General features: G+C 58.2%; 13 protein-coding genes and 1 pseudogene. 5 read left to right on the top strand and 9 right to left on the bottom strand.

Annotated features, from left to right (window positions below; all coding sequences use genetic code 11):
• The first annotated feature begins 163 nt into the window (after positions 1 to 163).
• Positions 164 to 1,606: an SEFIR domain-containing protein gene (locus AB7G19_RS26265; RefSeq protein WP_441268301.1), complete on the top strand. Its 1,443-nt coding sequence runs from the start codon at positions 164 to 166 to the stop codon at positions 1,604 to 1,606.
• Position 1,607: 1 nt separating this feature from the next.
• Here AB7G19_RS26265 and AB7G19_RS26260 read toward each other — a convergent pair whose 3' ends face one another.
• The 8 genes from AB7G19_RS26260 to AB7G19_RS26225 form a co-directional block, all read right to left on the bottom strand.
• Complete coding sequence (locus AB7G19_RS26260; protein WP_441268300.1) at positions 1,608 to 2,291, bottom strand: hypothetical protein; 684 nt, start codon at positions 2,289 to 2,291, stop codon at positions 1,608 to 1,610.
• Positions 2,282 to 3,034: a phage terminase large subunit gene (locus tag AB7G19_RS26255; RefSeq protein ID WP_441268299.1), complete on the bottom strand. Its 753-nt coding sequence runs from the start codon at positions 3,032 to 3,034 to the stop codon at positions 2,282 to 2,284. Before AB7G19_RS26255 ends, AB7G19_RS26260 begins: the two co-directional genes overlap by 10 nt.
• Positions 3,025 to 3,672: a hypothetical protein gene (locus AB7G19_RS26250; RefSeq protein WP_441268298.1), complete on the bottom strand. Its 648-nt coding sequence runs from the start codon at positions 3,670 to 3,672 to the stop codon at positions 3,025 to 3,027. Before AB7G19_RS26250 ends, AB7G19_RS26255 begins: the two co-directional genes overlap by 10 nt.
• Before the next feature lie 781 nt (positions 3,673 to 4,453).
• The gene (locus AB7G19_RS26245) at positions 4,454 to 6,148 is read right to left on the bottom strand and encodes an AAA family ATPase (protein WP_441268297.1); all 1,695 of its coding nucleotides are present in this window, start codon (positions 6,146 to 6,148) and stop codon (positions 4,454 to 4,456) included.
• 313 nt (positions 6,149 to 6,461) lie between these two features.
• Positions 6,462 to 6,662 carry a cold-shock protein gene (locus AB7G19_RS26240; protein ID WP_441268296.1) on the bottom strand — a complete coding sequence of 67 codons (201 nt, stop codon included), beginning with the start codon at positions 6,660 to 6,662 and terminating at the stop codon, positions 6,462 to 6,464.
• A gap of 56 nt (positions 6,663 to 6,718) precedes the next feature.
• Positions 6,719 to 6,901, bottom strand: coding sequence for a DNA-binding protein (locus tag AB7G19_RS26235; protein ID WP_284274625.1), 183 nt, complete (start codon positions 6,899 to 6,901; stop codon positions 6,719 to 6,721).
• Between the two features lie 594 nt (positions 6,902 to 7,495).
• Positions 7,496 to 7,708 carry a hypothetical protein gene (locus tag AB7G19_RS26230; protein WP_441268295.1) on the bottom strand — a complete coding sequence of 71 codons (213 nt, stop codon included), beginning with the start codon at positions 7,706 to 7,708 and terminating at the stop codon, positions 7,496 to 7,498.
• Between the two features lie 40 nt (positions 7,709 to 7,748).
• Positions 7,749 to 7,919 carry a hypothetical protein gene (locus tag AB7G19_RS26225; RefSeq protein ID WP_441268294.1) on the bottom strand — a complete coding sequence of 57 codons (171 nt, stop codon included), beginning with the start codon at positions 7,917 to 7,919 and terminating at the stop codon, positions 7,749 to 7,751.
• Positions 7,920 to 8,761: 842 nt separating this feature from the next.
• Between AB7G19_RS26225 and AB7G19_RS26220 the strand changes: the two genes are divergently transcribed.
• Both AB7G19_RS26220 and AB7G19_RS26215 read left to right on the top strand, forming a co-directional pair.
• Positions 8,762 to 9,982 carry a hypothetical protein gene (locus tag AB7G19_RS26220; protein WP_441268293.1) on the top strand — a complete coding sequence of 407 codons (1,221 nt, stop codon included), beginning with the start codon at positions 8,762 to 8,764 and terminating at the stop codon, positions 9,980 to 9,982.
• Between the two features lie 615 nt (positions 9,983 to 10,597).
• Positions 10,598 to 10,840 (top strand): hypothetical protein, encoded by a 243-nt coding sequence (locus AB7G19_RS26215; RefSeq protein WP_135217241.1) that lies wholly within the window; start codon positions 10,598 to 10,600, stop codon positions 10,838 to 10,840.
• Positions 10,841 to 10,912: 72 nt separating this feature from the next.
• Here the strand turns inward: AB7G19_RS26215 and AB7G19_RS26210 are convergent, their stop codons facing one another.
• A complete protein-coding gene (locus AB7G19_RS26210; RefSeq protein ID WP_135217240.1) occupies positions 10,913 to 11,143 on the bottom strand; it encodes a DUF6894 family protein in 231 nt (76 codons plus the stop codon).
• Positions 11,144 to 11,340: 197 nt separating this feature from the next.
• On the opposite strand from AB7G19_RS26210, the pseudogene AB7G19_RS26205 reads away from it, so the two are divergent.
• A pseudogene (locus AB7G19_RS26205) lies at positions 11,341 to 11,493 on the top strand (transposase); the annotation flags it as partial.
• On the top strand, positions 11,460 to 12,527 hold the full coding sequence (locus AB7G19_RS26200) for an IS3 family transposase (protein WP_231142186.1): 1,068 nt from the start codon (positions 11,460 to 11,462) through the stop codon (positions 12,525 to 12,527). The pseudogene AB7G19_RS26205 and the gene AB7G19_RS26200, both read left to right, overlap by 34 nt.
• Positions 12,528 to 13,040 lie beyond the last annotated feature (513 nt).

Below are 13,040 nucleotides of genomic sequence, written 5' to 3'. Positions count from 1 at the left end.
TGCAAATTCAACGGCTCGAGTCCAGTCGAGGCGGCTCGGCGCGACAACGGGCGCAACACAGCCTGTGGATAGGAGGCATGGCTTCCAAGTGCCGTCTTGCGTGTGTAAAGGCTGTGCAACCATCGTTCGTTGATTCGCGCATCTCTCGTTTCAGAGGTTGAGAATGGCCCAGCCTGTTGCCTTCATCTCATACAGCTGGACTTCGCCAGCACACGAACAATGGGTGGTGGAGCTGGCAACCGAGCTGGTGCAGAACGGCGTAGAGGTGCGTTTAGACAAGTGGGACCTGCGGGAAGGGCAAGATGCTCATGCCTACATGGAGACGATGGTTGCCGATCCGAAGGTCACCAAGGTGATCGTGGTTTCCGACAAGAAATATGCTGAGAAGGCCGACAAAAGAGCCGGTGGCGTCGGCGCTGAATCGCAAATTATGTCGGCCGAACTCTACAACAATACCGATCAGACCAAGTTCGTTGCCGTGATCCCTGAGGTCGACGAAAATGGAGAGCCGTACCTACCGCGGTTCTTCACCTCCCGCATCTATATTCAAATGACGGAAGCACTTTACGCTACGAACTTTGAGCAGCTGCTCCGATGGCTATACGACAAGCCACTCTACACAAAGCCGGCTCTGGGCAGCATGCCGGAGTTCTTGAAAGAAGATCGCCCCCTCAGTCCCACGAGGAGCAAGGCGAAGCGAGCAATTGAGGCCAGTTCGGTAGGGAGCAACGCTGCAACTGGCTTGGGACCGAGCGTTTCATTTGATGCCTACCTCGATTCTTTCGCGGGGATATTTGCGGAGTTCTACGTCGATCCAAAGTCGTCTGATTTTTCGCAGGCGGTCCTCGACAATATCGAAAGGTTCCTACCTCACCGAAACGAGTTCATCGAGGTGATGACGGCGGCCACGGCAAGTCGTACGCCGGAACTAGCTCGGTCGCTCCAGCGGTTTTTCGAACGCGCAATTCCTTTCATGTTCCGCCCAGAGACCGTCATGAGCTGGAGCGGCTGGGAATGGGATAACTTCAAGTTCATCGTCCATGAGCTGTTTCTGTATTCCGTCGCGACGCTCCTAAAGTTTGAACGCTACGACGTACTTGGCGAGCTAATTGACTTGCACTTTTTCGCTCGCCTCGAAGATCATCCAACGACCCAGATGCATCCCTATACTGTTATCTGGCAACCGATGGAGGCGCTTCGCCCGAAACAACAGGAGTTGCGAAGATCCTCCCTCCGCGCGGATTTACTGGAGCAGCGTAGCCATGTCAGCGGTGTGCCATTCTCGATTCTGATGGCTGCAGATTTCTTGCTTTTCCTGAGGGCTGTGTCCTTTGGGAATTCATATGATCATTGGTACCCGGAGACGCTTATGTACACTACATTCCGCTTCCGCCCGCCGTTTGAAATCTTCGCCCGCTCAGAATCGAAAGCTTATTTTGCCAAGTTGGCGCCTGTTCTCGGAGTTGCCAGCAAAGAACAGCTCGCGGAGCTTGCCAAATCCTTCTCGGTGAACGGCGAAACTGGCCGATGGCTTCCGCGCTGGAATTACCACACGCTTGGCATCGCTCAGCTTGCGAACGTTGAGAAGCTTGGAACCCGCCCCTGAATTAAATCCGCAGCTCCCAATGCTCGGTCCGCGGTCCCGACGTGCTCCACCAAATCCCGTAGCTCACGGCCAACACGATGTCGTCGTGCTTGCCGGTCCGCGCTGACCATGTGTTGGCACCCGATGCGGTGACATGCCGCTGGAAATCCCGCAACTCATCGCGCAGCGAATCTGCTTCCGACAGTTCCGCCGCCACGTGCAGCTCTTTCGAATGCATCGCGGCTTCCAGTTTAGAAATCAGGATGGTTTTGGCGACCCTGTAGACGTTGCCTTCCTGTGTCTGTTCGCTGCCGGCGGTGATCTGTAGCCGGATCGGACGCAAGCCGTTCGCCTCCATCAGGTCCACCACACCCGCACCGACGCCGCTTTGGTCGATGACCAGCTTTGCCCTAGCGCTCTTGAGTGGTTCGCGTTGCATCAGTTCTCCGATCGCGAGCGCCTGCGCCACGTAGTTCGTGCCGAGAGGTAGCCGCTGCAAATGCAGGAGATCAAATCTTCGAATGCTCAGTTCACGGCGGATTCTGAGTCGGTGATCGACAATATCCTCGCCGGTCCCTTTGACCGTGTGGCGCATGACAGCAATGGCGGTGCTGTCGGCCGACTTTCCGAGGTCGACGCCAACCACCCACTCGTCAATCGCGCGAGCGGGAACGTACTTCCAGTCTCCAACAGTGATCATGCCCATAGCGGTCGCAACTCCTTGTCGAAAATTCCATCGATAATCTCGTTCGGGAACGCGGCCTCCTGATCGTCCAAGAACTCAAGGCCGTACTCCGTGCGGAACGTTGTTTCGCCGAGTGCCTTCCGTTCGCTGGCCAGGAATTCAGGCGTGATCCGTGGGCACATATCAGGCGTGACCCGGATCTTTTCGAAGTCGGACTCCGGATCGGTCCAGCCCTCGTAAAACCAGCCACGCTTCGCGGCGCCCGTCGTGAGCCCGATCAGTTGGCCTCGGGGGTGCACCGCCAGCATGGGGCGGACGGCCGCATAGATGTCATCCGAGACGCGGGCGCCTTCGTCGATCAGCACCAAACGGACGCGGGCGATCCCACGCACGTTGTCCGCCTCGCCAGGCAAGCCAATGATGCGCGAGCCATTGGGCAACTCGATACGTTGCACGGCGTCGTTGGCCAGTTCTGCCCCGGACAAATGCAGATAGCGGTACTTTGCCCGGCGGATGAATTCCGAACTGATGCGCTGGGCCGGGCTGATCACGACAATGGTTTCGCCCGGCTCGGTGTGCGCCACATGGTCGGCGAGCAGCACGCATGTCTCGGTTTTGCCGGCCTGGCGACAGGCCAGGATCAGGCCGCGGCGCGGCGGCCGGCGCAGGAACGCTTGCTGCCAGTCGTCGGGCTGCACGCCGCAGTCATTGGCGAATGACACGGGATCGCAGGCGTAGGCCAGATCTCGCGCCATCAGGGACACGGCGGCGCCTCCGGCAGCGGCACGGGGCAGGGCGGCGGCCCGGTCGGTTTCGCCTCGATCACTAGGGGCGCGTTCCGAGCGGCTTTGGTGATGTCCTCGGCCGCCTGCGTCTCAATGCCGGCGAGCGCCCGGCCGACCGCAATGCGCGCCTCAGGGAATGGCACCAAGGCACGCAACAGCACCTCGCGCAGGCGCAGGTAATCGGGATGGGTGAGGATGTGCTGATGCCGCGTCTCGTGGACGTTGACCAGCACTCCGAGCAGCTTCGAGACGAGTTGCAGGTTACTCGTGATCGCCGCTTCGCCGCGAATGGCCGCGCCCGCGTCGCCGGTCGACACCGCCAGCTCGATATGCTGCGCGATCCTGGCGCGCTGATGCATCAGGTTGTGCATCAGATTCTCACCTTCGCTCACCTTCAGGGCGTCGAGATCGACAGCGCTCGGGTGCAAGGCGTGTTGCACCGCCGCCATCATCTGCGGCGACAGGTGGTTCTTGCCATGGCGCTGTACGCTGTGGGGTGACAGGCCGTAGCGCTTCCCGATCGCGTCATGACCAAGGCCGTGCGCGAGTGCGACGTCGACGCTGTGGCGGTGCGGGCTGTTGCAGACTTGGCAGGCGCCAGGGCCGGTCTTGACCATTTCGAGTTCGCTTTCAGCAAGCGCGAATGGTGCCCCCGACCCGCATCACCGGCCGAAGGCGCAACATAGGCGCATCATGATTCATAAAGTTGCGGCATTTCAGCGCGTTAGCATGCGAGTAGAAGATATAAAATCCGTTAATCGATATTGTTTGGAGCGATACGAGCGCGATAAGTCGAAAAAGTCGGCGCGGATTGATTGATGATCGCGACACGCCTCCAAGGCGGTGTAACCATTTCACTGGACACCGTCAGTAGTGAGGTCCAAGGTACTTCAATTCGAGGTTGTCAAGTGGGAGACCCGCATGCGAGCACTATCTTTGATCGTGTCGTTCGTCGCTACGCTGGCACCAATCGGTACCGCAGATGCGGTCGAAGCGATAAACAAGTCCTTGGCCGCGCCGAACTTTGTTCTCAGAATTGATTACACAGGAAATTGCGGCGGTAGTTATACCTGTGTGAATGGACAATCGATCAGCTGTCAGCAACCTCCGAACGGATCCAGACCATTGGAACGGTTAAAACCCGTATACGTATGCGGGTGTGAAAAAGCCGCTGTCTGCCGATGATCTTTGACTGCCGGGCCGGCTGATTCATTTTCCATGGCTGTAACGTGTAACAAGCCTAGGATCTGATTGTTACGTTACGGCCGTACGGAGGGCGTAAACGCCCCCGCCGTACTACGGTTTGTAACAACGGCTCTGTAACGTGTTACAGCCTTGGCTTTGCAACGCTTTTTGCCGTCGCTGGCACAGTTTGTAACGTCGATCCGTAACGCGCTTTCAGCGCTCCGGAATTGGTGGAAATTGACCGTTGCCTGTAACAACGCCTGTTACAGTCGGATTCAACGGATGAGTGAAGTTCGTCGGCCGCTCGATCTTGTTCAATTCGATTTCGCCTTTTGATGTGACCTGCCAGGCGTTCCGGTGCTTCTGAATCAGCTTCTCGCGAGCCAGCACATCCGCTGCGCGGCTGACCTTCATGGGATTGGGCTGCCCCTTGCTGTCGAGCCAGCGCAACGCCACAGCAAGCGCCCGTAGGCTCGCGCCGGGGTGTTCGAAGATCACCTTGAGCAGGTCATCCTCCGCGCGCCGGTTGGCGGCTGCCATCTGTTGCTTGCCGGTCTCGTCGATCGGTTGAGCAATTACGGTGGGAATGTCCCGGCCGCGCACGTCCTTGAGCATTGGGTGATGCACGGTCTTGAGTTCGAAGCTCAGAGGCAAAAATTCGCGACCGCGAAACTTGCCCTGCGTGCTGGCCACCACGAGGCTTTCACGCTTTTGCAGGGCGATGTTGCCGTCGACTTCGGCCAGGAACGCGCCGCCGCCGCGCGGGATCAGGTCATCGTCGCCAGCCCGCTTGGTTGGATGGCACAGGACGATAACGGTCGGGCCGCCGGGAAGCGCCGTGAGGGAGCGAATCCTGCGGGCGTGGTCGACTGCCTGTGCGTTGTCGTTCTCGTTATCGCCCTCGAAATAGGCCGCCGCGGTATCCACGATGACCAGAGACAATTCGAGACCCTTTGCCTGTACTTCCGTTGTGATGCGCTCAGCGATCGACGATAGAGGCATTGCGCCGGCAACAAAGTGGACATCTGCCGCGGCGGGATCGATTCCCAATTCGCGAGTCTGTCCAAGCCAACGCATTTGAATGTCGGTGGGGTTCTCGCCCGCGAAGTAAAGGACTGTGCCTTTGGCCACGTCCAAGCCTTGCAGGGGGCGACCGGTGGCGACAAGCGCGGCGAGGAGCAGCGCCACCGTCGTCTTGCCGACGCCCGTCTGCGCGGTCAGCGAATAGCAGAACCGCCGTTGCAGCACGCCGTCGACAAGATAGTCGGGGGGCACGAAGCCGCGCACAAAATCTCCCGACGCCTGCAACAGGTTTGGTAGGGGTTCGGCGCGTGGCGCAGATGGAAAAGGGACGACGGGCATTGCTTTAGTTTTCTCCAATAGTTCACGGAATCGGCGTTCCTGCCACCGCTCGAATTTAAGTCCGTTGCCATCGGGCCGGCCGTCCGCCAACCACTTCGCATAACCGGCGTCGTCCAATTCGAAGAACCGATCCAGCCATTTTAGGCGGCTTGCCTCGTGCGCATCCCGTTCGACCTGATCCACCGCGCGCTTCGCGCCGACCTTGGCGGCTAGGTCGTTCAAGATTGGCTTTGGTCGCGCGTATCGCGCCCATTCCTCGACTAGAGCGGCTTCATACTGCTCCATCGTCACAGCCTGGCGAGGATCGCCCGAGCCGAGCAGATTGCTCGCGAGCAAAGGCGGCTCGTACTCGTGCATCAGATCGCGCCAGATTGCGAAACCCTCTGCATTCGGCCATTGGCGATGAATGTCCCATCCTAGTGCAAGCGGAGGAGACATTTCCGGCTCGTGTTTGCCACCACACCACCATTCGGTGAGGTCGCGAAATGCCTCGATGCCAAGGGGTGCAGAGAGGCGTTCCGTCTCGTCGATTTCCAATAAACTCATCGTGGACTCCTTTGATGGAGCCCCAACATTTACATTGCGATGAGCGTCGAAGTGTGCTAGCGATGAACTTGCGACAGTTTATCGGACAACTCTTCGACGCCTCAGCAATTGCCGTTGCTGGGGCGTTTTCGCTTATGTTGGCTTGTTGGTTGGGTTGAGTGGATGGCTTCGGCAGAATTCGAGCCAGTCGAGATTTTCGACCAGCTCCTTGCAGCGCGTTCGCCAGGCCGTCGGCTCGACTACTATTTCGGCCCGGTAACGCTCGACATGATCATGCAGAAGTGCGTAAGCGTGCGCGCAAGACTTGTCGATCTCAGACTGTGCGGACATTGGTCGCCTGCGGCTTGCCGGTGCGTGCGCTGATTTCAAGCTCGAAGCCGACGTGTGTCCCGACTTCTAGTGCTTCGGTTCCACGCGGTAGAGCGCTGACGTGGACGAAGACATCATATCCATCCGTGCCGATGAAGCCGAAGCCACGTTCGGCGTTCCACTTTTTCACTTGTCCAATCTTCATTTCCGATTTCCTTGTTTGGTAGAAGTTAGGCGCGCAGCGCCACACCGCCGTGCTTGCTAGGCAGCAGTTTCGAACATGGAGAAGAAAATGCGGGGCTTAAACGCCCATCGGCCGGCGACTTTTTGAGCGCCAGCCAGTTGCCCCCGTTCGAGCATTGCGAACGTGGCCTTTTCACCCTTGCCGATCACCTGAGCGATCGCGCGGGCGCCCCAAACGACTTCTGGCTGATTGCTGTGCATCTGCGAGACTCCGATTGAGTGCTCGCTTTGCATGGATGCTAGGGCGAGCACAGATTTGTGCTGATCGCTCCCGACACGCATCCCGCTTGTCGTTCAGCTTCACGGCATCCGCCAAGGCATCCCGCCTCAAAGCGCCATCTCGGCGCAACGAATCCGCTACCCGCTTAGAAACTGCGCCGTACTCCACAGCGCTCTAGGCACCATATAACACCCAAAGTAAAAATCGACTTAACCGGGCGCTGAGTCGCGATCTTTCGCCCGCGGTGCTTTCAACCCAATCTCAATCAACTGCCGGATCGCATCCGATACGTTCGGAATTGGCTTTTGCTTGGCGCGCCATTTGTCGACACGTTCGGATCGAAAGCAATCACTATCCTTGGATTTTCCCGATGCAGCCCATCAGCGAAGCAGTGCCCCATCTCATTGAGGTCCGCTCAGTGAAGCATTGCAGACTAGATTTGCTCATGTTGAGTTCTTCGCGTTTTGACCCCAACCAGACATCCGCAGCCTTTTCTCTCGCACTAGTCGCCGGTAGGCGTGATCCGAAATTCTACGACTTCGGGCCGCCTGCGAAGGTAGGAGGAAAGTGCGTCGTCAGTGCATTCTGTCGGCTATAATTCCTAGCATCACGATGATGCCCATCAGCAGATAAACAGCCAGCCTCAAATCCTGTCGAATAAACAGGAAGCGCGCACGAAGGAAATCATCGGTCACCGGGGACGCTTCTTGGTTTCGTTCCTGACGCTCACGTCGTTCCGATGCCCAAACCATCCCGGCAAGCAGCAATATTGCGCCGAAGGTGAACACGCGTTTAGCCCTCCCTGCGAAGCTTACGGTAAGTTCGGTGTTAGCGGGCTTTCTTGACGGCTTTTTTCTTGGCCTTCAAAACATCAGCCTGAGCGCGATAGGCGCGGGCCATATTCAGGTATCGTTGCGAGATGTCGTCGTCGCTGGCGCTGCGCGCCATGCGCTCCGCCTTGTCGGCCTGCTTACGGAAAAACTTGGTTTCCTTCACCATGGTCTTAGCTCGCCAGAAAAACCCCACTCATCAAGAGTGATGAGCAGGGCTAGTGGGCTCGCTGCCTTCAAGGCACCTGAGAACCCTGAGAGGTGCGCGTCAAGTATACGACGCGATGGGCGGCAAGTCACCAATGGTGGGGGACGTATTGGAGGGCGACTACGACACCTAGTCCGAGCAAAAGCACGAGCATTCCGAGTCCAACCAACTGCTGAAAACGCATTTGGCGCTCCCTTCGGTTATGGGCCTTGATAGCACTCGGGAGGCCGCCAATCGAGACGGCTTCGAAATGGTAGAGAGCACGACTGGAAAATGACCGCTTTCGAAGCTATACTTGCCTGATGGCAAATCTCGCTCCCATCAAAGTTTTGTTCGCCTGCAACAGATGCGGGCAAATCTATTTTGCCTTGCAGCAGCGCGCAAAGGGCGCCGGTCAGTTTGACTGCACTGAGTGCCTCAATACTGTTTACGAATGGTCGGGTTCTTACGATTACGCAGTTTGGGTGCCCCTAAAAACCATGGGTGGCGTTGAGACCATCCACTGACAGGGTGCGTCGATACACAAGAATATCGGCGCAACCATCCCCGGTCCATGATACGGGCGCGACATGTCGCCTATTGGCCCTTAGCCGAACAAGGCTGAGACCATTGTAGTGTCGGCTATCGGCGGCAGACCGGACGCGGGGCCGTGCTCACTTCGACCGCCGCTTGTAGCGGACATCACCGACCGGGCTACTGGTGTCGGCCCGGCGACCTTCCGCGCGGGCATCTGCCGGCAAAATCCCAAAGCGCCCTCGACCAGACCGTGCTAAGAAACACTTACAATCTGCAGGAGACACCCCATGGGCTATTCTGTCGTAGATCTTGGTCCGATGCAGCCACAAGGAATAAGCAATCGAGGCGACGTCATCCTGACGGGCTCCGGGTTGAACCCGCCAAACTTTGTCCGCCTCGTGGACGGCACTCTCATCACTCTTCCATCTGAGATCATAGATGTACGGGCCATCAACAACGAGCGCGTTGTCCTCGCCAGAGTGCAGGGCTCCACCGGGCGGGAATACGCGCTTTACAATCTTGAAACGAATACGACCGAGCCGATCGCAATTCCGGGTTATCCCGCAATTGGACCCCTGGCGCTGAACAATTCCGGCGATGTGGCGGGAACAGCGGCAAAGGGCTGGAGCGTCTTGGATGATCAGAGAGGTTTTATCTTCAATCACAACACCCAGGCGGTTACTTGGGTGTTGCCAACGTTACCGTCGCAACCACCCGGATCGACGGCCTTCCTTGAATTGAAAGATATCAACGATATTGGCCACGCGATCGGAGTTCAAGGGTGGGTACTAGGCTACGATCAGCTCGAAGTGCCCGTTTTTTACGATGGTGCAAATCTGCGCGCTGTGGCAAATCCCACCTTCCTGTCCAATGGAATTCGCATCACCAACGACGACAAGCTGTGGGTTTGGTTTTTTGGTCGGGGCGGCCCCGAAGTACAGGCAATTTACGATGCCACCACCGACACACTCACGCCATTCTCAAATGGCCAAATGCTTGACCTCAATGCTAACGGTCAAATCTTGTTTGAGCGCGAACTTAACTACTATCTTCAAAGCGGAGGATTTATCACAGCAGTAAGCGATCTCTTCCCGTCCGGATCCGGTTGGAGTCTAGACTTTGCAATTCAAATGAATGATTCCGGGGCAATTGTCGGCTGGGGTGAACTACATACCAATGCTGGTTCCTCCGCCGGACATGGATTTTTATTGAGCCCCCCACCTCTCCGAATTCCGCGCGGCAAGCGGGACGATATTATCGCGATCATCCTCTGGGGCGTGATCAACTGCGGTCCCGGGGTAGCAATAATTGGGGGACATTTAGTCCGAATTCCACCTCACGGACCGCTGAACGAACTTATGGCCGCACTGCCTGAAGCCCTTCGCAACGAGCTGACGCCCTTGATCGAGGATGCGCATTTCAGGGAACCCGCCGACGTGCGAGATTTTCGCAGACGAGTCACGTCTGTAATCTCAAGCTACTCGCGCCGTACATTCGGTCGCTCATGAGGGCAGAAATGAAAAGTGCCCAAGCAACCGACCGTGCCATCAGCAAAATTATTCCTGCTCAGAATCACCGCTCATGTTCTGTGCGGCTTCCACGGGCTGGACGCTTGGTATTGTTGGGTGAACGGTGCTGCGGTTCCTCCTCTACAAGGAATAAACCCGCCCCGGGGAACCTGATGGCTTCTGCGTGCTTTGATCTGTATGCCGAGGGAGATTGCGATAACGCTTTGGTCTCCGGCCGCCGCTTGCGCGGTGGCATTTAGTTTGGCCGCACTTGTCTCTCCTCACTAGCCAAGCACTTAGTATCTCATCACTAGCCAAAAGACCGCCCGGCGACCTTTTTTGTAATCGCGAAAGCGTATGACCCTAGAGCTGGATGGCCAGCCCTGGAGGGGTCATTGGCAATCTTCGTTGATCGTCGGCTCGTGGCCCAACGCGGAAGTCCCGCGATGTCCGCTTTCGCGCCGCTATCAGAGTCTCAGCGGACATCAACGGTGTCGCTGAACTATCACGACAGGCAGTAGCTCGTGCTCGTTCCAAGCCGCCAGGAATCGATAATTTGACGCAGGTTTGCCGAGTGGCTCGGGAACGTTCGGTGGTGGCGTTGCTTGGAGAGCAATGACGAGCACGACCGTAGTTCTCATTCCCGGCATGCTGAAAGCCCTTCGCCTGGTGCGCGTCTACGGCTTTATGGTCGAGCGCAGAGACGGCCTGTATTACCCCGGCAGCAACCAGCCGGCATGCTCGAAGGCTTTGGCAGAGAAGATGGTTGAAGGCGGCTGGCTGGTAAAATACGGAGAGCGTTATCAGCCTACAGAGAAGGGTTGGCACGCAGGAGAAGCCGGTTCGGATGTGGGGTAAGACAGGTGAATCCCAGAGCCGCCCGCGGCTTGCTCCCTCTTTGCAACACCGAGGCCGCCAACTGAACCGTCCTTACTGCTTCGTCCTACTTCTGTCGAAAATGAACGCGGCTTGAAACACCCGCTCAACGTCTGTTCTCACTTCCACGGAAACGTCCTGCCGTATGGTGGCAAAGTCCTTTGCCAAGTTCGCAAGCGACCTGGCGGCTTCGACCTCGGCCTCTTGCTGAGTGTCGAATTCCAGACCTTCCTCGTCCGGGTACAAACCGGTGTCGTCCCGGATGTCGAAGTAGTACCGGGTCATGCGCCGCCCTCATTCGAGGGAGAGCAATGGAATTAAATGTCCACCTGTTCCTATTCCGGCGGCTGTAACCCGGGCGATCTCAGCCAATCGCTGATGTGAGAGCCGGTCTCGGCTTGTCTGGCTTTGCGGAGGAGTGACCTGCCCCTGCCGATTTCCTCCAGTTGAAGTTAGAGTCCGGCCTTCTGAAGGACGGACAGATGAAGCGAGCCAGGTTTACGGAAGAGCAGATTATTGGCGTGCTGCGTGAGCATGAGGCGGGTGCGAAGGCTGCCGATTTGGCGCGGAAGCATGGCGTCTCTGAAGCGACGCTGTACAATTGGAAGGCGAAGTTCGGCGGTCTGGACGTCTCCGATGCCAAGCGGTTGCGGCAACTCGAGGACGAGAACGCCAAGCTGAAGAAGCTGCTGGCCGAGCAGATGCTGGATGCTGCAGCGCTACGCGAGCTTTTGTCAAAAAAATGGTAGGGCCCGTCGCCAAGCGCGAAGCCGTCGCGCACCTGCAGGCCGTCATGGGTCTGGCGGAGCGGCGGGCCTGCGGCATCGTCGGCGCTGACCGCAAGATGGTTCGGTACCGATCGTGCCGACCGCCGGACACCGAACTACGCGGCCACTTGCGCGAGCTTGCTAATGCCCGTCGGCGGTTCGGCTACCGCCGGCTGTTCGTGCTGCTTCGCCAGCAGGGCGAGCCGTCCGGGCGGAACCGGATCTACCGTCTGTATCGAGAGGAAGGCCTCAGCGTGCGCAAGCGCCGGGCCCGCCGCCGCGCCGTGGGCACCCGAGCGCCGATACTGGTCGAGGCTCGGCCGAACGCCCGGTGGTCGCTGGATTTTGTCCACGACCAGTTCGCCAGCGGCCGTCGCTTCCGGGTCCTGAATATCGTCGATGACGTGACCCGGGAATGTCTGGCGGCCATCCCCGACACCTCGATCCAGGGGCGGCGGGTGGCACGCGAACTGACGGCGCTGATCAATCAGCGCGGCAAGCCGGGCATGATCGTCTCCGACAACGGCACCGAGTTCACCTGCAATGCCATGCTGGCCTGGTCGGAGGAGAACAAGATCGACTGGCACTTCATTGCGCCGGGCAAGCCGATGCAGAACGGCTTCTGTGAAAGCTTCAACGGCCGGATGCGGGACGAGCTTCTCAACGAAACCTTGTTCTTCGGCCTCGATCACGCCCGCGCCAAGATTGCGGATTGGGTCGGCGACTACAACGGCCAACGCCCGCATTCCTCGCTCGGCTATCTGACCCCTGCGGCCTATGCCGCCTACCTCACCGCAACGTGCGATCGGCTGCGCAACCCCGACCAGCTCCGCCGATCGCACGTTGCTCACACCGCGCCAAACGGCGTAACATCCGCCGAGACTCTAACCGCTACTGGGTGAAACTTCAGGGGCAGGTCAGGAGGATTTCGCGCTCAGGGCCGTGCGGGAGCCTCTTGGCTTCCTCTCTCAATCGCTGGGCTTCTTGGCCGAGACGTTCTTCGAGGGTGACGGTCTGTTTAAACCTGCGGCGTTTCGTCATGACTGGCCTCGTGCATACGGGTCCTAACCGTTTGGTTTGCAGTCCATATTTTAGCCAGAGCACTACCTGTTGCCATTTACAAATGTTGGAATCTCGCGCCCTCGGAAGAACTTTTATTTCAGATGCAAGCGTTGACCGGCGGGGCAGCTGGAGGACGGAGCGCTTCTTTCTTGGGCTCGCATTCATAGGCGCGAGCTGCCTGTGCGCTGTTTTCACTTTGTGGCTGTTTAGCTGAAGTATGGCCCGCCAGCGTGAACCGGTGTCCACGCATAAACTTCCCAGGGGCAACGAAAAACCCGCCGACCTTTGAGTGGCGGCGGGAGTTCGCTGCAGATTATAGACCGGCGGGCACCGGTCGCTTGGGAATCAGAATT

Origin of the sequence: Bradyrhizobium sp. 215_C5_N1_1 (assembly GCF_052075935.1) — a bacterium.
In the GTDB taxonomy this organism is placed as follows: domain Bacteria; phylum Pseudomonadota; class Alphaproteobacteria; order Rhizobiales; family Xanthobacteraceae; genus Bradyrhizobium; species Bradyrhizobium barranii.
This window is presented reverse-complemented; position numbering and strand designations above follow the sequence as displayed.